This window comes from Congregibacter litoralis KT71 (assembly GCF_000153125.2).
Taxonomy (GTDB): Bacteria; Pseudomonadota; Gammaproteobacteria; order Pseudomonadales; family Halieaceae; genus Congregibacter; species Congregibacter litoralis.
On record NZ_CM002299.1, the window covers coordinates 1,116,003 to 1,138,946 of the forward strand.

Annotated in this window: 22 protein-coding genes; 14 read left to right on the forward strand and 8 right to left on the reverse strand. The window is 58.9% G+C overall.

All coding sequences use genetic code 11. The features are described from left to right. Positions 1 to 136: 136 nt before the first annotated feature. The 4 genes from KT71_RS05225 to KT71_RS05240 all read left to right on the forward strand — a co-directional run bounded on the left by KT71_RS05225 (position 137) and on the right by KT71_RS05240 (position 5,067). Positions 137 to 1,285, forward strand: coding sequence for an AI-2E family transporter (locus tag KT71_RS05225; protein WP_008292482.1), 1,149 nt, complete (start codon positions 137 to 139; stop codon positions 1,283 to 1,285). A gap of 24 nt (positions 1,286 to 1,309) precedes the next feature. Beyond that, entirely contained in the window at positions 1,310 to 2,851 is a 1,542-nt protein-coding gene (locus KT71_RS05230; RefSeq protein WP_008292481.1) for an efflux transporter outer membrane subunit, read from the forward strand. Continuing rightward, positions 2,848 to 3,957 carry an HlyD family secretion protein gene (locus tag KT71_RS05235; RefSeq protein ID WP_008292480.1) on the forward strand — a complete coding sequence of 370 codons (1,110 nt, stop codon included), beginning with the start codon at positions 2,848 to 2,850 and terminating at the stop codon, positions 3,955 to 3,957. Before KT71_RS05230 ends, KT71_RS05235 begins: the two co-directional genes overlap by 4 nt. A gap of 72 nt (positions 3,958 to 4,029) precedes the next feature. Next, entirely contained in the window at positions 4,030 to 5,067 is a 1,038-nt protein-coding gene (locus KT71_RS05240) for a DUF2955 domain-containing protein (RefSeq protein ID WP_008292479.1), read from the forward strand. 25 nt (positions 5,068 to 5,092) lie between these two features. On the opposite strand, the gene KT71_RS05245 is transcribed toward KT71_RS05240, so the two are convergent. Then, the gene (locus KT71_RS05245; protein ID WP_008292478.1) at positions 5,093 to 5,635 is read right to left on the reverse strand and encodes a CIA30 family protein; all 543 of its coding nucleotides are present in this window, start codon (positions 5,633 to 5,635) and stop codon (positions 5,093 to 5,095) included. A gap of 150 nt (positions 5,636 to 5,785) precedes the next feature. Between KT71_RS05245 and KT71_RS05250 the strand changes: the two genes are divergently transcribed. From KT71_RS05250 to KT71_RS05270, 5 genes are all read left to right on the forward strand, one after another. Then, positions 5,786 to 6,181: a hypothetical protein gene (locus KT71_RS05250; RefSeq protein WP_023659996.1), complete on the forward strand. Its 396-nt coding sequence runs from the start codon at positions 5,786 to 5,788 to the stop codon at positions 6,179 to 6,181. 45 nt (positions 6,182 to 6,226) lie between these two features. Further along, complete coding sequence (locus KT71_RS05255) at positions 6,227 to 6,802, forward strand: acyl carrier protein phosphodiesterase (protein ID WP_008292476.1); 576 nt, start codon at positions 6,227 to 6,229, stop codon at positions 6,800 to 6,802. Between the two features lie 92 nt (positions 6,803 to 6,894). After that, on the forward strand, positions 6,895 to 7,146 hold the full coding sequence (locus tag KT71_RS05260; RefSeq protein ID WP_008292475.1) for a YkoF family thiamine/hydroxymethylpyrimidine-binding protein: 252 nt from the start codon (positions 6,895 to 6,897) through the stop codon (positions 7,144 to 7,146). Between the two features lie 40 nt (positions 7,147 to 7,186). Next, on the forward strand, positions 7,187 to 7,873 hold the full coding sequence (locus tag KT71_RS05265; RefSeq protein ID WP_202962394.1) for an AzlC family ABC transporter permease: 687 nt from the start codon (positions 7,187 to 7,189) through the stop codon (positions 7,871 to 7,873). Further along, positions 7,870 to 8,181, forward strand: a complete 312-nt coding sequence (locus tag KT71_RS05270) for an AzlD domain-containing protein (RefSeq protein ID WP_008292473.1) — start codon at positions 7,870 to 7,872, stop codon at positions 8,179 to 8,181. The genes KT71_RS05265 and KT71_RS05270 overlap by 4 nt, the downstream gene beginning before the upstream one ends. A gap of 41 nt (positions 8,182 to 8,222) precedes the next feature. On the opposite strand, the gene KT71_RS05275 is transcribed toward KT71_RS05270, so the two are convergent. Further along, a complete protein-coding gene (locus KT71_RS05275; protein ID WP_008292472.1) occupies positions 8,223 to 9,404 on the reverse strand; it encodes a class I SAM-dependent RNA methyltransferase in 1,182 nt (393 codons plus the stop codon). Positions 9,405 to 9,603: 199 nt separating this feature from the next. On the opposite strand from KT71_RS05275, the gene KT71_RS05280 reads away from it, so the two are divergent. The 3 genes from KT71_RS05280 to KT71_RS05290 are packed head-to-tail and all read left to right on the forward strand — an operon-like array spanning position 9,604 to position 12,525. Beyond that, the gene (locus KT71_RS05280) at positions 9,604 to 10,386 is read left to right on the forward strand and encodes an SDR family oxidoreductase (RefSeq protein ID WP_008292471.1); all 783 of its coding nucleotides are present in this window, start codon (positions 9,604 to 9,606) and stop codon (positions 10,384 to 10,386) included. Next, positions 10,379 to 10,981 carry a GNAT family N-acetyltransferase gene (locus tag KT71_RS05285; protein WP_008292469.1) on the forward strand — a complete coding sequence of 201 codons (603 nt, stop codon included), beginning with the start codon at positions 10,379 to 10,381 and terminating at the stop codon, positions 10,979 to 10,981. The genes KT71_RS05280 and KT71_RS05285 overlap by 8 nt, the downstream gene beginning before the upstream one ends. 5 nt (positions 10,982 to 10,986) lie before the next feature. Beyond that, positions 10,987 to 12,525 (forward strand): amidohydrolase family protein, encoded by a 1,539-nt coding sequence (locus tag KT71_RS05290; RefSeq protein ID WP_008292468.1) that lies wholly within the window; start codon positions 10,987 to 10,989, stop codon positions 12,523 to 12,525. 22 nt (positions 12,526 to 12,547) lie between these two features. Here the strand turns inward: KT71_RS05290 and KT71_RS05295 are convergent, their stop codons facing one another. The 5 genes from KT71_RS05295 to KT71_RS05315 are packed head-to-tail and all read right to left on the reverse strand — an operon-like array spanning position 12,548 to position 18,582. Continuing rightward, positions 12,548 to 13,528 (reverse strand): ABC transporter ATP-binding protein, encoded by a 981-nt coding sequence (locus tag KT71_RS05295; protein ID WP_008292467.1) that lies wholly within the window; start codon positions 13,526 to 13,528, stop codon positions 12,548 to 12,550. Continuing rightward, positions 13,525 to 14,505 carry an ABC transporter ATP-binding protein gene (locus tag KT71_RS05300; protein ID WP_023659999.1) on the reverse strand — a complete coding sequence of 327 codons (981 nt, stop codon included), beginning with the start codon at positions 14,503 to 14,505 and terminating at the stop codon, positions 13,525 to 13,527. Before KT71_RS05300 ends, KT71_RS05295 begins: the two co-directional genes overlap by 4 nt. 3 nt (positions 14,506 to 14,508) lie before the next feature. Further along, complete coding sequence (locus KT71_RS05305; RefSeq protein WP_023660000.1) at positions 14,509 to 16,473, reverse strand: extracellular solute-binding protein; 1,965 nt, start codon at positions 16,471 to 16,473, stop codon at positions 14,509 to 14,511. 21 nt (positions 16,474 to 16,494) lie between these two features. Continuing rightward, positions 16,495 to 17,562: an ABC transporter permease gene (locus tag KT71_RS05310; protein WP_008292464.1), complete on the reverse strand. Its 1,068-nt coding sequence runs from the start codon at positions 17,560 to 17,562 to the stop codon at positions 16,495 to 16,497. Positions 17,563 to 17,565: 3 nt separating this feature from the next. Next, positions 17,566 to 18,582 carry an ABC transporter permease gene (locus KT71_RS05315; RefSeq protein WP_008292463.1) on the reverse strand — a complete coding sequence of 339 codons (1,017 nt, stop codon included), beginning with the start codon at positions 18,580 to 18,582 and terminating at the stop codon, positions 17,566 to 17,568. A gap of 192 nt (positions 18,583 to 18,774) precedes the next feature. Between KT71_RS05315 and KT71_RS05320 the strand changes: the two genes are divergently transcribed. Both KT71_RS05320 and KT71_RS05325 read left to right on the forward strand, forming a co-directional pair. After that, the gene (locus KT71_RS05320; protein ID WP_008292462.1) at positions 18,775 to 19,674 is read left to right on the forward strand and encodes a PA4780 family RIO1-like protein kinase; all 900 of its coding nucleotides are present in this window, start codon (positions 18,775 to 18,777) and stop codon (positions 19,672 to 19,674) included. Positions 19,675 to 19,773: 99 nt separating this feature from the next. After that, entirely contained in the window at positions 19,774 to 21,588 is a 1,815-nt protein-coding gene (locus KT71_RS05325) for a DEAD/DEAH box helicase (RefSeq protein ID WP_008292461.1), read from the forward strand. A 16-nt stretch (positions 21,589 to 21,604) separates the two neighbouring features. Here KT71_RS05325 and KT71_RS05330 read toward each other — a convergent pair whose 3' ends face one another. Beyond that, on the reverse strand, positions 21,605 to 22,939 hold the full coding sequence (locus tag KT71_RS05330) for a serine hydrolase domain-containing protein (protein ID WP_023660001.1): 1,335 nt from the start codon (positions 22,937 to 22,939) through the stop codon (positions 21,605 to 21,607). Positions 22,940 to 22,944: the final 5 nt, after the last annotated feature.

Sequence of the window (22,944 nt, forward strand, 5' to 3'; positions counted from 1 at the left end):
AAAACGACGCGCGATACGTTAGCACGGGGAGGGGGTTTCCCCCATTGTTTTACCAGCGTTTATCCTTCTCTTCGCGTAAACTGTCCGGCGTATTTTTGTTTCACGCGATACTGTACCCAGCCGGAGCACGAGTCCCATGAGTTTCGATACCGACGCCGCACGAAAATTTCTTTCCAGCGACTTTATGGATTTTTGCATCCGACTGGGACTTGTCTTTGTTGGAGTCGTCGCCTGCGTCGAAGTCTTTGCACCGTTCATGCCGATTATGCTGTGGGGCATGATTCTGGCCATCTCCCTCTATCCCGTGTTCGGGGCGCTCCGCGGACGTACGGGATGGGGAGCCGGGAGTACCGCCTCTTTTATCGTGATCCTGGGGATACTGCTTCTGGGTGTGCCCACGGTGCTTCTGGGCAGCTCATTTGCAACGCATATTTTTGACGTCATTGGAGACTTTGACGCTCAGGCCGTGACCGTGCGCTTGCCCGATCCCTCCGTCAAAGAGTGGCCCATCATAGGAGAGCATGTATATGAGGCCTGGTCTCAGGCCCACGAGGATTTGCCGGCCTATCTCGAAAGCTTGCAGCCCCAGCTGGGCAATTTCAGTAAGGCGGCGCTTCGCTCTGCGGCCAGCACGGCGGGAACGCTGCTGTTCTTTTTCGGCGCGCTGATTATTGCCGGTATTATGATGGCCTATGGTGAATCCGGTAACGCCGCTATGGCGCGCATCTTTTCCCGCATGGTGGGCGAGCAGCGTGGCCCGGGGCTGCATAGCATTACGACCCTGACGGTGCGTTCCGTGGCCACGGGAGTGGTGGGTGTGGCGTTTATTCAGGCTCTCCTGCTGGGCGTCGGCTTCATGATGGCGGGTATACCCGCGGCAGGCCTCCTGGCTCTGGTGGTGCTCGTCATTGGTATTCTGCAGCTGCCCGCGCTGCTGGTGTCCTTACCGGCCATTGCCTATGTCTGGGGTATGGGAGATGGCTCTACGGTGGTCAATATTCTCCTCACCGTATACTTCGTTGTGGCGGGCTTTGCCGATAACGTCCTCAAGCCCATGCTTCTGGGTCGTGGTGTGAGTGTTCCCATGCCCGTGGTGCTCATTGGCGCCCTCGGCGGGATGATGGGTGCCGGTATCGTCGGGCTCTTTGTCGGCGCCGTGGTTCTCAGTGTCGGCTACGAGCTGTTCATGAGTTGGGTCGATGAAGCCCCGGTCAGTGCTGTGGCAGAGAGCGACGTGGTAGAGAACGACGCGGCCGCGACCGTTAGCGACGGCCCGGCACAGTAGCCTCATCGGGTGCCGGGAATCACTTTGATATCTCGCGGTTTACTCCTCCTCACGGGCGCGCTGCTCGTGGGCTGCACGACTCTGGGTCCTGACTATCAGGAGCCGGAGCTTGACTGGCTGGTGGATTGGCAACCGGATCTCTATGGCCAGCTGGCGTCCGATTCTGATGCTCCGGCTGAGCAGCTCTCTTCGTGGTGGGCCCGTTTTGAGGACCCTGCACTCGATACGCTTATTGAGACCGTGCTGCGCGAAAACCCCACGCTGCAGATAGCGGGACTCAGCGTTCTTGAAGCAAGGGCCCGCCTTGGCGGCGCCGAGGCCCTGCGGTTTCCCCAGTCGCAACAGCTCGGTGCTTCCGCCGCGTATATCCGTCAGCGTCGCAGTGATGGTCTTCTTCCCGCCACCGATGACAATTTTGGTAGCTACGATGTCGGACTGTCCGCGGGGTGGGAGCTGGATTTCTGGGGGCGTTTTGCAAGAAGCATCGAATCTGCGGATGCGGCTTTTATGGCCTCCGTTGCGAACCAGCGGGATCTTCAGGTCCTGCTCATTGCCCAAACAGCCGACATTTACTTTGCCTATCGCACGACTCAGCTGAGAGTTGCCATCGCGAACAATAACGCGGCTATACAGAAACGCAGCTTCGAGATTACCCGGCAGTTGTTTGACAGCGGACAGGAGTCGGAGCTCGATTTGCAGCAGGCCCGGACCCAGTATCTTGCGACCCTCGCCACGATTCCCGATCTTGAGCGCAGTCTGGTGCAGCTTCGTAATGCCCTGAACTTACTTCTGGGACGTCCACCGGCCCCCATCGATGCATTGGTGGGAAGCTACGACAGCCTGCCGGCCCTGGCGCCCGTGAGCCTGCGGGGCATCCCGGCGCAGTTGGTCCTTCGGCGGCCCGATGTCCGCACCAGCGCCTGGCAGGCGGGCGTGCAATCCGCGCAGATTGGCGTCGCCGAAAGTGATTTGTATCCTGCGCTTTCACTCCTCGGCAGTTTTGGCTGGAACGGCGACAGCCTGGGTGTGACCCGCGATGGCCTGACCTTTGCTGCGGGTCCTGCAATCCGTTGGAATATTTTTGATTACGGGCGCATCCGCGCAAACGTTCGCGTTCAGGATGCGCGATTGCAGCAAAGCCTCGTGGCTTTCGACGCGACGGTTTACCGGGCTGCCCAGGAAATCGACGACGCCGCGATTGCGGTGCTAAAGACCGCTGAGGCGCAGGCAGTGCTCCGGGAGTCCCGTGCGGCCGCGGCGCGTGCCCTTGAGCTTGCAAATCGGCGGTACAAAGAGGGCTACGCGGATTTTCAGCGGGTGCTGGATGCACAGCGTGCCCTGTTCGCGCAGGCGGAAAAAGAACTGGTCAACGAAGGCGCGCATATCTCTGCGGTGATCGCGCTGTATAAAGCCCTTGGTGGAGGATGGCAGCCTCAGACTCTGGAGGACATGATCCCCGAGCCTATCCGCGAGACCATGCGTCAGCGGGTGAACTGGGGAGAGCAGTGGGAGACGCCGGTGCCCGTGGTGCTGGATAACGCCGGTTCAGGAGGAAGTTCTCAATGAGTGACAGCGATACGGATACGGATCAGGCGTCTACGGCAGCGATCAAGCGTACGAGCTGGATCGTGCTGGCGCTGATCCTGGGAAGCCTGGGCTGGTATCTCCTGTCGGATCGCTACGCACCGTATACGAGCCAGGCGAGGGTGCAGGGCTATGTCATCGGTGTGGCGCCGGAGGTGGCGGGTACGATCACCCGGGTGCTGGTAAAAAATAATCAGGAAGTGGAAGAGGGCGATGCGCTTTTTGAGATTGATACCTCCCAGTATCAGATAGCCCTGTCCCGGGCAGAATCCGATCTTGCCAACGCGAAAAGCCAGGTAGAAGCGGGGAACGCCACGGTGGTCAGTGCTCGCGCCAACCTGACAGCGGCCAAGGCCAACGCACTGCGCGCGAGTCAGGATTATGAGCGGCTGACGCGGCTACGGGAGAGTGATCCGGGAACCCTCTCGGTAAGGCGTCTGGAGTCCTCCAAGGCCTCCCTGGATCAGGCCCGGGCGAAGGTCGTGGCGGCGGAGTCCGATATTCAAAGAGCCATCGAACAAAAGGGTGGCGATGACGAAAGCAGCAACGCGATATTGCTCTCGGCCCAAAGCGCCGTAGAAAAAGCGCGACTGGATCTGGAAAATACCGTCGTCCGTGCCTCTTCCCGCGGTTTGATTACCGATCTCCGCGCCGACGTGGGACAGTATGCGGGCACAGGAAAGCCGGTGATGACGCTTATCGCCATTCACGACCTGTGGATCAATGCGTCCTTTACGGAAAATAATCTCGGGCACATGAAAGCGGGTAGCAGCGCAGAGATCGTGTTTGATGCCCTGCCGGGAGAAGTTTTTAACGGCACCGTTCGCAACGTGGGACTCGGGGTCAGCGCGGGGCAGGCTCCTGCGCCGGGTACCCTGCCGTCTGTGAGCAATAGCCGTGACTGGCTTCGTCAGGCGCAGCGCTTTCCCGTGGAGGTGGGCTTTTCTATGCCGGACACTGCGTTGCGAAATCAGCTGCGCATCGGCGGGCAGGCCTCGGTGATGGTTTACAGCGACGACGCCCGTGTATTGAAGGTGCTGGGTCGGATCTATATCCGGCTCATGAGCTGGCTCTCCTACGCCTATTAATCTGTCAGCCCCGTTGCCCGTGACTTCTCTGGTATTCGCCGCTTTCCCTGCCGTCGCTGCGGTCGCAGCATTGTGACGATCGCCGAGCGCCGCGCAATCCGCTTTGCCCTTGCCGCGACCCTGGCGCTGGCCCTGGCCTACGGGCTTGGCTTTCCCCTGCCGTTCCTCGCTCCCCTCTTTGTGGTGTTTTTAAGCGCCATGCCCGGGCCACCCATGGGATTCAAGGGGCTTTTTGTATTGCTGCTGATCATGGTGTTGTCCCTGACGGTCGGCGTACTGCTGATTCCTTTGATCCGCTACTACCCCGTGAGCGCTGTGTTGATTGTGGCGGTCGGTCTGTACTTCTCCATGTTCATGACGCTGATTCATGGCAAACGCCTCCTGGGTACCTTCCTTACGGTGGGTTTTACGCTGATCTCTGTCGCAGGGAGCGTGGACTATCTTCTCGCCACCACGGTGATCAAGGCCCTTGCCCTGGGAATCGCGGCGGCGGTGATGTGTCAGTGGATTGTCTACCCCTTCTTTCCCGAGGAGGCCGCCGCGGGTGGAGCCCCCGAAGCAGCGACGGGCGAGGCGCTATCGAACTGGCTTGCGGTGCGGGCGACCTTGATTGTGATGCCCGCCTACCTCCTTGCGCTTACCAACCCTTCCCAGTATCTGATGACCATCATGAAGTCTGTATCTTTGGGGCAGCAGACATCGGCCATGGACATGCACCACGCCGGGAGGGAGCTTATCGGCTCAACCTTTGTTGGCGGAATATTGGCCGTCGCGTTCTGGCTGATGCTCTCAATCTCTCCAACGCTCTGGATGTTTTCTTTATGGATGCTGGCCTTCTCATTGTATGTGGCCGCAAAGCTCTACGGTTTTATTAAAACGCGTGTTGCGCCCTCATTCTGGATTAACGCCCTGGTGACCATGCTGATTCTCCTGGGGCCTGCAGTGGAGGATAGCGCCAACGGCAAGGATGCCCTGACGGCCTTTCTTCAGCGCTTTGCGACCTTTGTGGCGGTGACGCTTTATGCCTGGGGGGCCATGGCGGTACTGGAACACTGGCGTAGCCGACGCCTGGCGAAATCCCAGGCCGTGCCGGCAGCGACCCTGCGCTAGGGCAGACGCGGGACCCGGTCGCGTCTTATCCTGAAGACCCGTCCCGATAGAGGGCAAGGCGTGACAGGGCCACCCGCGCGGGGCCGGGACGACCGATGGCGATCACTCCGATGCGCCTGAGATGACTGATATCCAGGGGCTGCTCAATGCGATGGGCCTCGAAACAGGCGAAGGGAAGATAATGGGTCTTCCAGGTCACCCTACTTTGAAGAGCGCAGCGATAACTCTGCCAGGGTCGATGGGTATGTGCCGTTCGCAGGTTGATGGCATAGTCTTGTCCGTCACCGCAAAGGCTCACGGCGATGCCCGTGGCGCCAGTGGCATCAAGGAACGATCCTGAGCTGGCCAGATCGAGGGCTGCCTGGATGAATCCACCATTGTTCTCAAGGCTCACGGTTCCCTTGAGCATGAGAGCGGCTGTCCCCTGTTTCTCCCCATGGTGCGCGCTCCCTTGAGAGATGCCCCCCATGACCGTGTCGCTGACGTAGTGCCAGCTGTGACCATTGCTGGCCTTTTCCTCACGGGAAAAATCATCGATGAGTGCGATTTCTTTAAAGCTTGTTTCCATGGACAGGACTCTTCTGCAATGGCTTCAGTGCTGTTGTCACCGGAGTATGTACTCTATACGCTCGTCACCTGGTCGTGGCTTTTGCTGCGTTAAATACCAAGGCCATCCGGTGCCATGACCGCGAACTATAAAACAATGAGGATCTCCCCCATGACCACGACCCTTTCCCTACCAGGCAAAATAGCTCTGGGTATTGCCGCGCTTTTCGGCCTCCTTTACCTGAGCTTCGGCCTGGCCTGGCTGGGCGCTCCCTCGGTGATTGCCGGGGCTCTCGGCGCGTCGCTCCTTCAGGGCACGGGTCTGTCTACCCAACTGGGGGACAGTGCCGCGTTTTTTTTATGCGCCGGCGGTTTTATGTTGTACGGCGTGTTCCGTCGTCATTCCAGTTATCTCATGGCGGGCGCGCTGCTCATCGGCCTCGTGGCACCGGCGCGTATCCTTGCCTGGCAGGTGCACGGTGCAGCACTCACCGTGGAGCCCGTCATTGTGGAGCTTCTGACCTTTGCCGTGGTGTTTACAGCCGCCCGGGCAGTTCGCGCTGACTAGAAGCTTTGCAGTTTCTTTCCTGCAAAATTCCGGGTTGCCTCGCCCGTGAATTACCTTGCCCATGCGCTGCTTGCGGAGCCCTATGCCCATAGCCTCATTGGGAACATTGCCGGTGATCTTGTAAAAGGTCCCTTGGAGCGGCACCGTCTGCATCCCCGGGTCGCCGATGGTGTTCGCCGTCATCGACGCGTGGATGTGCTTACCGACGGCCATGAGGCCTACCGTGCCCTGAAGCTGCGATTTCCCGAGGGTCAGCGGCGCTACGCGGGACTCGTCCTTGACGTGCTGTTTGACCATTATCTGGTGGGCCATTGGGAGCGGTTCAGCGCTTGGCCGCGGGGTGCTTTTCTGGATGGTACCTATCGGGTGCTCAGGGAAAACCCCTTGCTTTTACCACCGGCTCTTGGCCGCGTTGCAAACGCCTGGACCGATGCCGACTGGCTGCGTGTTTATGAGACCCGCAGTGGGGTGGCCGCGGTATTGGGGCGCCTTGCCCGGCGCCTGACGCGCCCCGTGGACCTGGTGCAGCTACTGGATATCGCCGACGAGCACGCCGCTGAATTTGATCAGGGCTTTCTGGAGGTATATACGGACGTGCAGCGTGCCATCAATGCCCACTGAGCGGTGCGTGTTTTCTTGCACCCACCTAACCGCTCACTCTTTAACAGCCGTTTTATGAAGAACCTCAGGCCCCGGCGAAGGAACGATCCACGATGCTGACCGCAGAATTAAGTCTTTACCCTTTGAATGACGATTACATACCGGTTATTCAATCCCTCATAGACGAGCTCAATGCGCGAGAAGGTTTGAAAGTTGTCACCAATGCCATGAGTACTCAGATTCAGGGGAGTCATGAGGTCGTGATGAGGGCCGTCAGTGAGACCCTGGAAGCCAGTGCAGCGCGCTATGGACCGGCGCAGGTATTGGTCTGTAAGTTTATTCCCATGGCGTTGGATATCGCCTGAAAAACAAACCTCGGCAAAGACATGGTCTATGATGCCGCGCATGACTGATCAATCTGTATATGTCAGGCGCGGCGCTCTTGAGAGTGTTCCCCTGTTTATCCCCGCTATTCCCTTTGCCCTGGTGTTCGGCGTGGTGGTGGGCGAGTCTGGTATTGCCCCGTGGCTCGGCTGGAGTTCATCGCCGCTGATTTTTGGCGGGGCCGCCCAGATTACCCTGATCAGTCTCCTCGGTGAGGGCGCTTCCGTGGCTTCGGCCGTCACCGCAGCCCTGATCGTGGGGGCACGTCATCTTCTTTACTCCGTGAGCATTGCACCGCGATTTCAGGGGCAGCCCGCGTGGTTTCGATGGATTGGCCCCTATGTTCTCATCGATCAGGTTTTTGCCCTGTCTATGCTGCGTAAAGACGAGGAGCCTGCTGCTTTTAGGGCCTATTTTCTGGCCGCGGGTTTCACCTTCTGGTCCTTGTGGATGCTGTGTACCGCCGCGGGCCTGTTTCTGGGCCCCCTGGTGCCCGGTGGCTGGAACATTGCTTTTGCCGCACCGGTTCTTTTTACAGCCTTGTTGGTAACGGCCGTCGACCGTCCGGAGAAGCTCATCGTCGCGCTGGTCTCCGCCGGATGCACGGTGTTTCTCAGCGACCTACCTAACCGATCGGGGTTATTGCTGGGAGCGATGCTCGGGGTGCTCCTGGGCCTGCTTCTCGAAAGCCGGCGGCAACGCTCATGACACAGTTCATTGCCATTGTGCTGGCTGGACTGGGAACCTATCTGAGTCGCGCTATTTTTATCATTGCCCTGGCGGATCGACGGTTTCCGCCCCTTGCTCTGCGCGCCCTGGAGTACGTGGCGCCAGCAGTCATGGGGGCGCTGATTGTCTCTATGCTCACCAGTGCCGAAGGTGAGGTGCTCATCGCAGCGCCGGAATTGGCGGGCCTGTCCGCGGCGGCGCTCGTCGCCTGGCGCACGCGGAATCACATATTGACCCTACTCGCGGGTATGACCGTTTTCTGGAGCGTTGCGGCGGTCGTTGTTTAGTGCCGAGTGCCTAGCGCCTGGTGCTTGGCCTCCCAGAGACTTTATCGGCGAAGCACGGTGAGAGTCTCTACATGGGGTGTCTGGGGGAACAGGTCCAGGGGCTGTACCTCCTGAAGCTCGAAGCCCTGTTCTACGGCCACCTTCAGATCGCGTGCCAGGGTGGCGGGATCGCAGGAGATGTAAATGATCGTACGCAGTGCCGGGGCGGCCTTCAGGTAGTCCCCAATGTTTTTCAGTCCGTCCCGGGGTGGGTCCAGGAGCAGAAGCGAAGCGATGACCAGGGGTTCCTGGAGTTTGGCTGCACTATCGCCGCGATCCAGATTACAGCCGAAGCTGGTTACACCGGTTAAGTCACGTTCTTTGAGGCGCTCGATGGCGGGCAGGAAACTGTCAACGGCGACAATATGCTTGCACCCGGCCTCTTCCAGAACCTCCGTGAAGTTTCCCGATCCCGCGAAAAGCTCCAGGACATGGTCTGGCGGGCCCGCCTCAAGAACTCTGGCTTTGAGCCAGGCGCGCATGCTCTGATTCTGGGCGCTGTTTCCCTGGCGGAAAGGCCGGCGTTGATTGACGGTGACCTCCGACGCGGTAATGTGATCGTCGATATCCAGCGTCGTCCAGCGCCTCGCACGGTCCGGTTTCCAGGCGGGGTTCGGCAACTGCGAAAGGAGGTCCCTGAGGGTCTGACGGTTTTTGTCATTGAGCACCAGACAATCATGGATCTCAGCAATCTCCCTGGAGCTTCCTGCGACAAAACCCAGGCGCTGTCCGTCAGATTTGAACTGTCCCCGATTGCGGTAACCGAGCTCCGCCGGAGATGGCCAGATGTCAGCCACGCTATGCTTCTCGCCAAGGGGCTGGAGCACTTTCTTGACGAGCTGTTCCTTGCGCATCAACTGTTCGGAATAGTCCATAAAGAGCCAGGGGCAGCCGCCGCAGCTGTCCCCGGCAAAGCCATGGTGAGGGCAGGGTGGTGACCGGCGTTGTTGTGAGGTCTCGCTGAGGGTGGCTATCTGCGCAAAGCCCATGCGACCCTTCAACGAGCTGATCTCGAAAACCCCGGTCTCCCCCGGCCAGACGCCCGGCACAAAAAAAATCCGACCCTGAGGGTGAGGGACCACGCCCTGACCGTCACTATTCAGATCGCGAACGGTGCCCTCGAAGCGATGTCCCGGCTGGAGCGTGTCGCGTTTTTTGGATTTGAGCTGTGGGCGTTTGAGCACGCTTGTCTCCTCTCTAGTGCGCAAAGTTACCACGGGTCGGTACGCGTCGCGGGTTTGTGATCGGCGTAGTGGCTTGCGACGCTATTCGCGAGTATCCGATGAAGCATTCATTGACGACATGTTGCATCAAATGCTGAACTAGCGATTCAATAGCCAAGCTCTTGAAGTTCTGAGCTGATAAAGGAGAAGTAACTTGGATATGCAAAAACTGTTTTCCCTGGAAGGACGTGTAGCCCTGGTAACCGGGGGGTCACGAAACCTAGGAAAAACCATTGCGGCGGCCTACATCGCCCAGGGCGCGAGGGTTTACATCAGTTCCCGGAAAGCTGCGGACTGCGACGCCACCGCCGAGGAACTCGGACCCAATTGTCATTCCTTGCCCCAGGATGTTTCTACCGTCGAGGGTTGCCAGACTGTGGCAAAGGCCCTGAGTGAACGCGAGGAGAAGCTGGATATTCTGGTGAACAATGCCGGCGCTGCCTGGGGGCAGCCCTTCGAGGAGTTTCCCGAAAAAGGCTGGGACAAGGTGATGGACCTCAATCTCAAATCACCCTTTTTCCTGACCCAGGCGCTTCACGGGATGTTGAAAGCCGGCGGCGCGAGTGGTTCTCCGGCCAAGGTCATCAACATTACCTCCATCGATGGCCAGCGTCTGAACCCCTGGGAAACCTACAGCTATCACGCCTCCAAGTCCGGGTTGATTTACCTCACCAAGCGCATGGCCGCCCGTCTCGTGAAGGACAATATCATCGTCACCTCCATCGCTCCGGGTGCCTTTGCTTCGGACATGAACAAAGCAGCGCGAGATCACGGTGAGGAGATTGGCAAGAGTATTCCCCTGGGGCGCATAGGTACCGATGAGGACCTCGCCGGCACGGCGATCTATCTGGCCAGTCGCGCCGGTGACTATGTCGTGGGAGACACCATCACCATCGATGGTGGCATCGTGCATGCAGCCCTGGGGCAGAGTATCGATGTCTGAGGATCTGAGCCGCGAGGGCGTGGTCACCGTCGCCGAGGCTGAGCGCAGCCGCGTCTTTGCATCCCTTGCGAGCGCCTTTTCCGCCGATCCATTGATGCGCTGGTTTTTTCCCGAGGCGGCGGATTTTATCAATGCGGCCACCGGTGAGTTCTACGATGCCTTTGGTGGCGGGGCCGTGGGGGCAGCAACGGCCTATCGCACCGCGGGTTTCGAGGGCGCTGCGCTCTGGTACCCGCCGGGCATGGGTCCCGATGAGGAGCGTCTTGTGGCGAGTATGGCGACGACGGTGCGCCCGGAGATTCATGAAGACTGCCTGGGGCTGATGGAAGGTATGGAGAAGCACCACCCCGAGGAGGACCATTGGTATCTCGCCGTGCTGGGCGTGGACCACGCCTACCAGGGGCGGGGTTACGGAGCTCAGCTGATGAAACACGCGCTGACGAAGATCGATGCCCTGGGCATGACCGCCTATCTTGAATCCTCAAATCCCCTGAACATGTCTTTGTATAAACGCCACGGATTTGAAGAGATGGGCAGCATCCAGAGCGGTTCGTCGCCGGCGATTGTACCCATGCTCCGTGAGGCCAGAGCTTGAGAGACGTGAGAGACTCGAGCCCGGGCTTCTCCCGTCGGGGCTTTATTCAAAGCCTTGCCCTGAGCAGCCTTGCGGTGGGCGCAGCACCCGGTGTCGCTGCCACCACGGCGAATAAAAGCGGTCAGGATCATCAGGCACTGGGCGACAGCTTTGTTGTAGAGGCCGGTTGGATCCTCCGGGAGGCGGGGGGCGAGCTGGAGCTTTTGCGTGACGGCCAGGTGCTGGTGCGGCGCGGTGTAATCGAAGAGGTGCGCGCTGGTCGTTTCTCCGATGCCTTGCCTCGCCTCAAGTTACCCGATCAGCTGCTTTTACCGGGGCTGATCTCCGGCCACACTCACTGCTGCAGCGCTACGCCCACCCGGGGGATTATCGAGGGGCCCCGCTCCTACGCCCGCCCCCTGGAACTGGTAGAACAGTTATCCGATGACGAAATGGACGCCCTCACGGCGCTGAACCTGGCGGAGCTGTTGCGCTCAGGATGTACCACGCATCTGGAAATGAGCCTGAGCCTCCGACAGGCCGAGAGTTATGTGCGCTCGGCGGAGCCCTGGGGAGTGCGCGCTTATCCAGGAGCAATGATCCCTGGCATAGAACGGCTCTTTGCCATCTGGTTTCGTGAGAATGATCAGGTGCTTATGGATGCGGAGTCCGGCACCCTAGATGAGATCGCGGCCAATCTCGCATTCTGTAAAAAGCATATGGGTAAGGGCGAGGGTCGGATTCTTCCCATGATGTCTCCTCATGCCTGCGACACCCAGACGCCGGCAACCATGCGTGCGCTGGCATCGGCCGCGAGGGAGCTGGGCACAGGTCTGCATATTCACCTGTCCCAGGGTCAAAGGGAGACCGATACGGTTAAACGGCTCTGGGGGGTAACACCTACCCAGTGGATGGAGAGCTTTGGCATGCTCGCGGACGGGCCGGTTTTCGGTGCCCATATGAGCGGTCTTGACTGGGACATCGATCCACCGATTTTGAACAAGCATGGCGTGGTCTATGCCCACTGCCCCTCCGGTGGGGGCGCAGGGAACGGCACCCAGCCCTATCCCGAAGCGCTCGCCGCGGGTATGGCGGTGAACATCGGCATAGATACCCACTCCAATGACTACATCGAGAATCTCAAGCTTGCGGTGCTTTACGGCCAGGCCCGTCACGAACTGCTGGGGGAGTGGGATTCCGGGCGAGAGAGCCAGCGGCCAACGGTCTGGAATGCCGTGGAGGGTGCGACGCGTATTCCCGCAAAAGGTCTGGGCCGCGATGATCTCGGCGTGATTAAAGCCGGTGCCCGGGCAGACCTCATCTCCATAGAGGTGTCGGGCATGCTTAACGGCACGGGGGCCTTACCTCCGGAGCCCCTCAACAATTTGCTCTACGCCAACGGCCGTATGGTGCGCACGGTCATGACCGATGGGCGCGTGCAGGTGCACGACGGAATGTTTGTTGCTGACGACCCTCAGCACATTCTCCGCGATGGCGGTGAAGTCGCCAAAAAGATCTGGCGCCAGCTCGAGGCGGAGGACTGGTTTACCCCAACGCCGCGCTGATTACCGCAGTCTGCCGCGCATCTTAAGTCTTGTCCCGGGCGAGGAGGTGGCAGGCGCTCTCATGTTCCTGACCCACCGTGCGCATGTCCGGGTAGAGCTCCCCGCAGCGGGGTTCGGCTACGGGACATCGCGGATGAAAATGACAGCCGCCTGGTGGTGCGATGGGGGAGGGCACATCGCCCGTGAGCACCTGGCGTTCGTGACTCCGGTGAGGGTCCGGAACCGGGATCGCGGAAATCAGACTTTTTGTATAGGGGTGACTGGCATTCTGGTACAGCGTTTCCGACGCGGCGGTCTCTACGATGCGTCCCAGATACATGATCGCCACCCGATCCGAGACGTGCTTCACCACGGCCAGGTCGTGGGCAATAAACAGGTAGGCCAGATTGAATTCCCGCTGGAGCTCGATGAGCAGGTTTAATATCTGACTCTGAATAGAAACGTCCAGCGCCGAGACGGGCTCATCGCAAATGATGAGCTGGGGATTCAGCGCGATCGCGCGGGCGATGCCGATACGCTGTCGTTGCCCGCCGGAAAATTCGAAGGGGTAACGACTCACGGACCGTGCCGGTAGGCCAACAATATTGAGAAGCTCCCGGACCCGTTGCCTGCGTTCGCTGCTGTTGCCACCGACGCCCTGAATGATCATGGGCTCTTCAAGAATTTCGCCCACGGTGTGCCGCGCGTTCAGGGACTCCATGGGATCCTGAAAAATCATCTGGATGTTCTGGCGAAGGGGACGTAATGCGCGCGGCTTGAGGTGGGTGATGTCCTGCCCCGCAAAACGGATGCTCCCCGCGGTGGGATCGTAGAGGCGCACGAGGCAGCGTCCGAGGGTGGATTTGCCACAGCCCGACTCACCCACCAGTCCCAGGGTTTCCCCGGGATTGATATGCAGGGATACCCCGTCCACCGCGCGATTTGCGCGATGGGAGCGCATAAAAATCCCTTCCTTTACCGGGAAATGCATATGCAGATTGTCGACTTCAAGGAGCGCTGTCATAGGGCTTGCCAGTGATGGCAGCTGACTTTATGCATGCCGTCTACAGTCTCCTCGACAGGGGGAGCCTTACGGCACTCCTCCGTTGAATTGGGGCAGCGATTCTCGAAGCGACATCCTCGTGGTAGGTCGCGAAGAGCCGGCACCATGCCTTCAATGACATTGAGGGTAGATTTTGGCGTGGTCTCAAGGGTGGGAATCGAGCGAAGGAGTCCCTGGGTGTAGGGATGCGAGGGGTGATCAAAGATATCGTACACCGTGCCTTTCTCCGCCACCTTCCCCGCATACATCACCACCACCTCGTCGCAGGTTTCGGCGATAACGCCCAGGTCATGGGTGATGAGCATGACGGACATGCCAAGATCCGCCTGCAGTTCTTTTATCAACTCAAGAATCTGGGCCTGAATGGTGACATCCAGGGCGGTGGTGGGTTCATCGGCGATGAGCAGAGCAGGACCGCAGGCCAGGGCGATGGCGATAACGACGCGCTGGCGCATGCCCCCGGACAGTTGATGGGGATACTCCCCCATGCGTACTTCCGGCGAGGGGATGCCGACCTTGTCCAGAATCTTGATCGCTTCCTGAAGCGCGTCCTGGCCGCTCAGCCCCTTATGAAGTTTTATCCCCTCCGTGAGTTGCCGGCCGATGGTATGCACGGGATTGAGCGCGGTCATGGGCTCCTGAAACACCATCCCAATGTCATTGCCGCGGACTTTTTCCATGTCCTCAAAGCTGAGTTTTGCCAGATCCTGTCCTTTCAGACGGATTTCGCCGCCGGCAATACGCCCCATGGGTTGGGGAAGGAGGCGCATAATGGAAAGGGCCGTCACGCTCTTACCGCAGCCGGATTCTCCCACGATGCCGACGGTCTTTCCGGGATCGACGGAAAAGCTGACGCCGTCCACGGCGCGGACAAGCCCCTCGTCCGTGGCAAACTCGGTGATTAGCCCGTCGATCTCCAATAGGGGTGAATCAGCCAACGGTCAGGGCTTCCACTGGTCGTAGACTTGGATCTTAGGCGGGAAGGTTTTGCCCGATTTGCGCGCCTCAAGCACTTCTTTCTTCAGATCCGTATCAATCCAGTGCACCCACAGATCGTCAATCGTGCTGATGTACCTGTGATTGAAATAGTCGGGATAGCGTATCCATCGCCAGTGACCCAGGCGTAACGACGGCTGGTACCACCCCGGAGAAAACGAGGCATGCTCGTGATGCAGGTTCAGGATCTGGTGGGACAGCTCAACCATCTCATCCTTGTCCTGGGAGGCCCGATAGCGGTCAATCAGGCCGTCCATCTCAAAATCGGCGAAGGCTTCCAGGTTGTTGGTTTGGGTCTTTAATTCCCGATCCGGATTGATGCTGCCGTCATCCAGGAATGCATCATCGTAGGCATTGTCGGAGTGATAGTGCTCCCAGTATCGGGGGTACATCTCAAGAAACCGGCCGAAGGCTACGAGGTGAATCTCGTGCTGTTTTTCCTGCACCTTTTTCCAGCCCGTGGTGCTGTCGAGAATTTCTATGCGAAGCTCGAGACCTGCCTTCTGGGCCTCCTGTTTGAGAATCGTCATGACGTCGGCAAGGTTTTCGTAGCCCGTGGACAGGGTAAAGGCGAGCTTCTGGCCTTCAGCGTTTACAAGAATCCCGTCGGGCCCACGCTCGGTAAAACCGGCGGCTGCGAAATACGCCTGGGCTTTGCTGATATCGAACTCCCGGGGCTCAATGCTGGGATCGTTAAACTCAGCAAAGCCCTCATTAGCCGTTTTCAGGCGCGCGGCATCGCCCCGAAAGTACTGGTCGATGACAAGTTGCCAGTTGCTTGCGTGCTGAACACCCAGGCGCACATTGAGATCGTCGAGAAGAGGCTGGGATGTATTCATCCAGAGACCGTAAGGGGGACGTGGATATTCGTTGTAGAACACGGATTTTGCGATATAGCCAGCCTGCACGTCAGGATCGGAGTCGGGCAGCTTTTCGTACCAGTATTCCGAAAGGGCGAGGCCGAACTGATCGATGTCGCCGCGCTTGAAGGCTTCAAATCGCTTGGGGGTGTCCCGAATGATGTTGAACTGAACGCGATCGGGATTGTAGCGATATCGGAAGTGCTTCTTGTCCTTGGCCCACCAGTCCTTGTTACGGGTCAGAACGATAGATCGCCCTTTTTTGAGGTCGCCGTCGCGCAGGACGTAGGCGCCGGTGGTGGGCGTAAACCGCCACTGATATCGCTCGAGATAGTCCTCGCCGAGTTCTTTGAAGTGATGGCGGGGACGCGGATGAAGTTCGAGAACCCTTGAGGCGTAGTCGGGCTTTGCGGACGCCGAGGTAATGGAAAACGTGCGATCGTCGTAGCGGGTGATATTCGTGTACTGCGTGCCGTACCAATTGTTGTACCAGGGTGCACGAATGTATTCGGATTTATAGAACCAGAACATGAAGAAAAAGTCGTCCGTGGTGACGGGGACTCCGTCAGACCAGGTTGCTGCTGGATCGAGTTTCACATAGACCGTCGATGTCTCGGGATCCAGGGCCCAGGACTCTGCCAGGGCCGGGTAGAACTCCCGCTCGTCGGGGTGCAAATGGGCGATGAGCGTTACGACATTATCCAGAATATAGGGCCGAAAAGCGCCGTTTGAATCCGGCCCGGCGGTGCGCAGGGTTCGCGGAAAATCCGGCAGGGCAATGTATCGCGTGCCACCTTTTTTGGCCTCGGGCGAACCAATTTCCGGCAGATCTGCACCATTTTCCCAGACCAGGTCAGCGGGGAGATCGTCGAGGGTCTTAAACCGGTAGAAGTCGGGTTCGGCGGCGTAGTCTGCCTCAACTTCTGCGGTGTTATCGATCGTTGCGGAGGCGGCGTCGCTCTCGCCACCGCCACCGCTTTCCCCGCCGCAGCCTGCCAGGAAAAGCGCTGCAAGCATTAGCAGCCATTTAGATGAGGGTCGTTGTTTCATAGACAGTGCTCTTAGCGTTGCTCAGCGATAGATGGAATAGGTTTTAGGGTCGAAGGATTCGCGCACCGCCTCGCCCACAAAGGTGACAAGAGTCAGCAGTGCCACCAGGGTGCCAAAGGCCGAAATCACGATCCAGGGCGCCGTGCGTAAATTGGCCGTGCCCTGCTTTAACAGTTCTCCCAGGCTCGGCGTGGGCGGGGGCAGACCAAAGCCCAAAAAATCCAGCGCGGTTATCGCAGACACGGCGCCGACGATGGTAAAGGGCATAAAGGTCACCAGGGTCGATAGTACGTTGGGCAGTATGTGTTTGAAAATGATGCGCGAGTCCGAGGCGCCGATAACCCGCGCGGCGGCAACATAGTCGCGGGCTTTTTCCTTATAGGTTTCCGTGCGCATGTAGTAGGTCATACCCGTCCAGGAGAACAGCACCATCACCGCCAGGAGGATTGCGATGCGCGTGGGCACCGAAAACGCAGCGGGAATGACGGAGAAGATGATGATCACCATGTAGAGAAACGGAACGTTGGACCAGATTTCGATAAGTCTCTGAAACAAGAGATCAAAGACGCCGCCGAAGTAGCCCATGGAGCAACCGATAGCGATGCCGATGAGGTACACCGACAACATGAAGCCGATGGAGAAAATCAGCGCGATCCGGGTGCCGTAAAACAGACGCGCCAGAATATCCCGGCTGGTGGTATCGGTGCCGAGGTAGTGCTGCTGAGCCGCGTTGGGTGCCAGGGGTGTGAAAATGCCCCCGGGCGCATGGTTTTCAAAGGCGTTATAGGGCACGAGGGGCATGAGGAGCCAGTTCCCGCTGCCATCGGCCGCGAACTTTTCCTTCAGGTCGCGGTAGTTCACCTCGTAGTCATAGTCGAGACCAAAGTCGGTGCCGGGATGAAAAGCCGTATAGGTAGGGAAGTACAGCTCGCCCTCGTAACTGACCACGAGTGCACGGCTGTTGATCAGGAGCTCTCCAAAGGCAAGGAGAACCATGAGGCCCGCAAGAATCAGAAAACTGTAGTACCCGCGTTTTATCTGACGAAAACGGCGGAGCTTCTTGAGGGTCTGGGGATTGAGGTTCAGCATAATTCAGCTGAAACGTATCCGGGGGTCGACGAGAGCGACGAGCACATCGGAGATGATATTGCCGATGAGCAGAAGCAGACTCGCGAGAAGAACGACCCCCATGACCACCGGGTAGTCCCTGTCCAGTATTGAACTGAGGCCCAGAAGACCAAAGCCGTCGATGTCAAAAATCGTCTCGATAAGAAAGGAACCGCCAACCAGGAGCGTAATGTTCTGCCCGAAGGTGGTGGCGATGGGGATCAGGGAGTTGCGCATGGCATGGCGGGTAACGGATTTTCGGAACGACACGCCCTTGGCTACGGCGGTGCGGATGTAGTCCGCCGCGAGATTGTCCATGAGATGATTTTTGAGGAGCAGGGTGACCAGGGCAAAACTGCCCACCAGGTAACAGATCAGGGGCAGGAGCGAGTGGTTAATCAAATCCAGCGCTTTTTCCATTGTGCTCAGTTCGCCGTAGTTAAAGCTGACGAATCCCCCCATGGGAAACCACTCGAGACGCACGGCAAAGAAAAGAATGAGCAGTGAACCCAGGGCATAGCCGGGAATAGCATAGCCGACAAAAATCAAAAGAGAGGACAGGTTGTCGACAAAGGTGCGGTGGCGAATGGCCTTGAGGATTCCAAGGGGGATACACACCACATAGGTAAGAATCAGCGTCACCACCCCGTAATAAACTGATACGGGAAACCGCTCCTTGATAACGTCCCATACGGGTTCGTTGTACCGATAGGAGGATCCCAGGTCTCCCGTGACGACCTTGCCCAGCCACTCGGCGTAGCTCTGGAGGATGGGTTTATCGAATCCGTAATACTCTTTGAGCGCCTCTAGCTGCTCGTCAGAAATCGCCATACCCTGTCCGGCCATCTGGCCGCCGCCGGCCTGACTCATCTGCTGGGTCTCCATGATCGCGCGTTCAAGAGGTCCCCCCGGGACCAGCCGCGTGATCGCGAAAACAATAATGGTGACGCCCAGCAGGGTGGGCGGAATCAACAGCAGACGCCGTAAAAAGTAGTCGCGCATCAGGTGAAGCGAACTTTGCGTTTAAGGAAAGAAAGGCGACGTTACAGCGCTCTTCGACTTGGCGCAAGAACGAGTCCTCCCGCGAAAGCCTTTAGATTTTGGGAGTCACCCCATCGTAGTCCGGGACGTGATATGGCAGAGTGCGCATCTCTGGTAAAGCAGCTGCAACAGGAACCCGATCTACCCTAGCTCATGAAAACACCCAAGCGCCTCCAACCTCTTGTGGAAGAGGGAATCATCGACGAAGTGATCAGCCCCCTGATGAGCGGCAAAGAGGCCGACGTCTTTATCGTGCGGAGCGCCGGCGAGCTCCGCTGCGCCAAAATTTATAAGGATGCGGTGAAGCGCAGTTTCAAGAAAGCGGTGCAGTACACCGAGGGGCGCAAGGTACGGAACAGTCGTCGCGCTCGCGCCATGGAAAAGGGCTCGAAATTCGGGCGCAAGCAGCAGGAGGAGACCTGGCAGAACGCTGAGGTGGACGCCCTCTATCGCCTCGCGCGGGCCGAGGTGCGCGTTCCCCAGCCCTACGGCTGCTTTGATGGCGTGCTTTTGATGGAACTGGTCACCGATGAGGACGGCGATGTCGCGCCACGCCTCAATGACGTGACCATGTCAGCGGAGCAGGCGCGGGAGGATCATGCGCTGATGATGCAATATGTGCTGCGCATGCTCGCTGCGGGTCTGATCCACGGCGACTTGTCGGAGTTCAATATTCTGGTGGACGAAGATGGCCCGGTGATCATTGATCTGCCCCAGGCCGTGGATGCCGCCGGCAACAATAACGCCCAGTCCATGCTGACCCGTGATATACGGAATGTCACCGAGTACTACGCGCAGTTTGCGCCGGATTTGCTCGATACCCACTATGCCGAAGAGCTCTGGGGCTTGTTTGAAGAAGGCGATCTGAACCCGGAGCAAACGCTCACGGGCCTGGCGGAGCTGGACACCCACGAAGCGGACACGGACTCGGTGATGGCCGAGATTCGCGCCGTGCTCGCCGAGGAGGAAGCGCGGCAGCGGCGACTCAAAGCCGCCGAGAGCGACGAAGAACCGGAAAGAGAGCCCGGGGAGGGCTACGATCAGGGGGCTTAATTAGTCACAACTCTCGGAGAGCCTTAGCTTGTATAATCGGTCTTTGCCCGTGCCTCCTAACGCAAATCCGGGCGTATCACTCTTTTTTCGGTAATTCCCATGAGCAACTCTACAACCTCCGGCAGCTTTGATGAGTTGCAACTTCCCGTATTCCTGATGAAAGCCCTCAGCGATGTGGGTTACGAGACACCTTCCGCGATTCAGACCATGACGATTCCGCCACTGCTGGAGGGTAAGGACCTCGTGGGGCAGGCCCAGACCGGAACGGGGAAAACCGCGGCCTTCGCACTACCCATTCTTGCCCGCCTCGACGCCAAGCTTGCCAAGCCCCAGGCCCTGGTGCTCGCGCCGACGCGCGAACTTGCCATTCAGGTGGCCGAGGCTTTTCAGAAGTACGCCCGGCACAGCAAGGGCTTCAAGGTGCTCCCCATCTACGGCGGCTCCGATTACCGGACGCAGCTGCGGCAGTTGCAGCGCGGTGTTCACGTAATTGTCGGTACACCGGGCCGGGTCATGGATCATATGCGTCGGGGGTCCCTGGACCTTTCGGCGCTAAAGACTCTGGTGCTCGACGAAGCGGACGAAATGCTGCGCATGGGTTTTATCGACGATGTCGAGTGGATTCTCGAGCAAACGCCCCCGGAGCGTCAGATCGCCCTGTTTTCGGCCACCATGCCCGACGCGATCCGGCGCATCGCCCAACAGCATTTGAGTAAGCCTGAAGAAATCACCATCAAACTCAAGACCGTGACGAATGCGTCTATCCGTCAGCGGGTTTGGATGATGGGGGGCATGCACAAGCTGGATGCGCTCACGCGCATTCTCGAAACCGAGGATACGGACGGCATCATTATTTTTGTGCGCACGCGTATTGCTACGCAGGAGCTTGCGGACAAGCTGGCGGCCCGTGGTTATGGCACGGCGGCACTGAACGGCGATATTCCTCAGAACCTGCGAGAGAAGACCGTCGAGAACCTCAAAAAGGGTGCTCTCGATATTCTTGTAGCGACGGATGTCGCCGCGCGTGGATTGGATGTGGAGCGCATCAGTCACGTGATCAATTACGATATTCCCAATGACCCCGAAGCCTATGTCCACCGCATCGGGCGCACGGGGCGGGCAGGTCGCACGGGGGAGGCAATCCTTTTTGCCGCCAACCGGGAGCGTCGCTTGCTGCGCACCATTGAGCGGGTGACGGGGCAGAAGATCGAATCCATGGAACTGCCCACCTCGGAGCAGGTCAGCGACAAACGTGCGGCGCGCTTTAAAGCGCGAATCACCGAGACCCTGGATACCCAGGACAGGGAGTCCGCACGGGCTCTGGTGGAGTCCTATCAGCAGGAGTTTGGCGTGCCGATCATCGATATCGCCGCGGCCTTGGTGGTAATGAATCAGGGCAAAGCGCCGGCGACCCCTGCGCCTGAGCCAAGCCGTCAGTTTAAGGAGCGTCCTCCGCGGGAGGGACGGACCCAGGAGCGCCGAAAAGACAACGCCAAACAGCGCCCTGAAGAAAAAGGACACAAGCCCCGTCGTGATAAAGACAGCGGGGGAAAGGGCGCCGATGTGGGTATGGAGCGTTATCGCGTGGAGGTGGGTCATCAGCATGGCGTGAAGCCGGGGAACATTGTGGGTGCCATTGCCAACGAAGCGGAGGTCGACGCCGAGTACATCGGACGGATCCAGATTGAAGACGATCACAGCTTTGTAGACCTGCCCGAGGGCATGCCCAAGGAAATCTTCAAGCACCTGCAGTCCGTATGGGTAAGCGGTCAGAAGCTGCGCATTTCGCGCCCCGGAGCAAAGGCTAAAAAATCAGCAAAAGCTGCGGCGCCTGCCGACGGTGTCAAAGCTGTCGAAGAGAGTGGTGCAAAGAAAAAAGGTCCGCGAAAGCGTAAGGCGCCACCGCTTAGCTAAGGCACGGCGTGAGGCTTTAGTCTTTCTGCTCCAACCACCATCTGAGGATCTCTTCCTCGACCCGATACAGGGGGCTGCTGCCGGGAGGTGAGTCCGCGGGATCCCGGGCCGTGCCCGTGATAATCGTGGCGATGCCGTCTCCGGTCTCCGGGTTTATCAGGGCGTGACTGAGGACGCCATAAGCTTCCCCAAGATGGCCCACAAGCAGTTCGGGGCCGTCAGGAAAGCCCCAGTCACTCATGTTGATTCGGTGGACCGACAGTCCATAACTGGTCATTAGTCCGTCCGTGGGGCCTCCGGGCTCTGCCTCGCCAGCAGACAGGCCATTGCTTTTTTCCGCATTGAGTGTCCATTGGGGGGCGAGCATGGTCTCTACGGACTCGGGGGACAAAATGCGCTGACCCTTAACCACGCCGCCGTTCACCAGCATCTCAAGCACCACGACCAGGTCGTCAGCGCTGGCGCGAAGTCCCCCCTGGGGGGAGTAGATCGTCGCATTGCTGCCAAGGGCGTAGTCCGCCAGAAAGGCGTCATTGAAGGTGGCATCCCCTGCGCCATAAAAGCACTTAGGCTCGGCACCATCGACCTGGGCCAGCCAGTCGCTCCCTTCGCTCCAGTTTCCCGCTTCTTCGCCTTTTCGAAAAGCGGCTGCGCGCTGCCCCGGGGGTATCTTGCAGGGGTCGAAACCCGCGCTCAGACCCATGGGCTCCAGCACGTTTTTTGCCATGTACTGATCAAATCGCTCCTCGGACAGCAGTTCGATGATTGCTCCCAGGAGTCCGAAGTTCAGATTCGCGTAGGTAAAAAAGCGCCCCGGCTCCTGACCGGGACTCCGAGCAAAGTGATCGCCCTTTTCCCAATACGGTGACTCCTCCTTAAAAAAGTCACGCAGCTCTCCGGTGCCCGCGGCCATAAAGTAGGCGGAGCCGTCGCGTATTGAAGAGGTATGGGCCAGTAGCTGTCGCGTCGTGATGGGGAATTCAGGAAAGGCCGGGTTACGGAGCTCCCAGCCCAGATAATCTGACACATCGCCATCGAGGTCGAGTTTGCCAGCCTCGACAAGCTGCATGATGCCCAGGGCGACAACAAGCTTTGAGATTGAGGCAATCCGCGTTTTGTGGTCCCGCCGCAGCGGCTCTTTCCCCGCGGCTGTGATTTGTGCAAAGCCCAGGGCGTAGCTTTTGGTGGCCTTGCCGTTTTTGAGAAGACTGATCTGCAGGCCACTGAGTGCCGGGGTAAGGTCCGTGCCCTTGAGCAGTGTTTCCAGCCCTGTCGGCTCATGCTCAGCGAGGGCGGCGGTGCTTAGCATCGCCGCAAACCCGAAAACTGCCGAAAGTCCCGTCCTCACCACCGTGG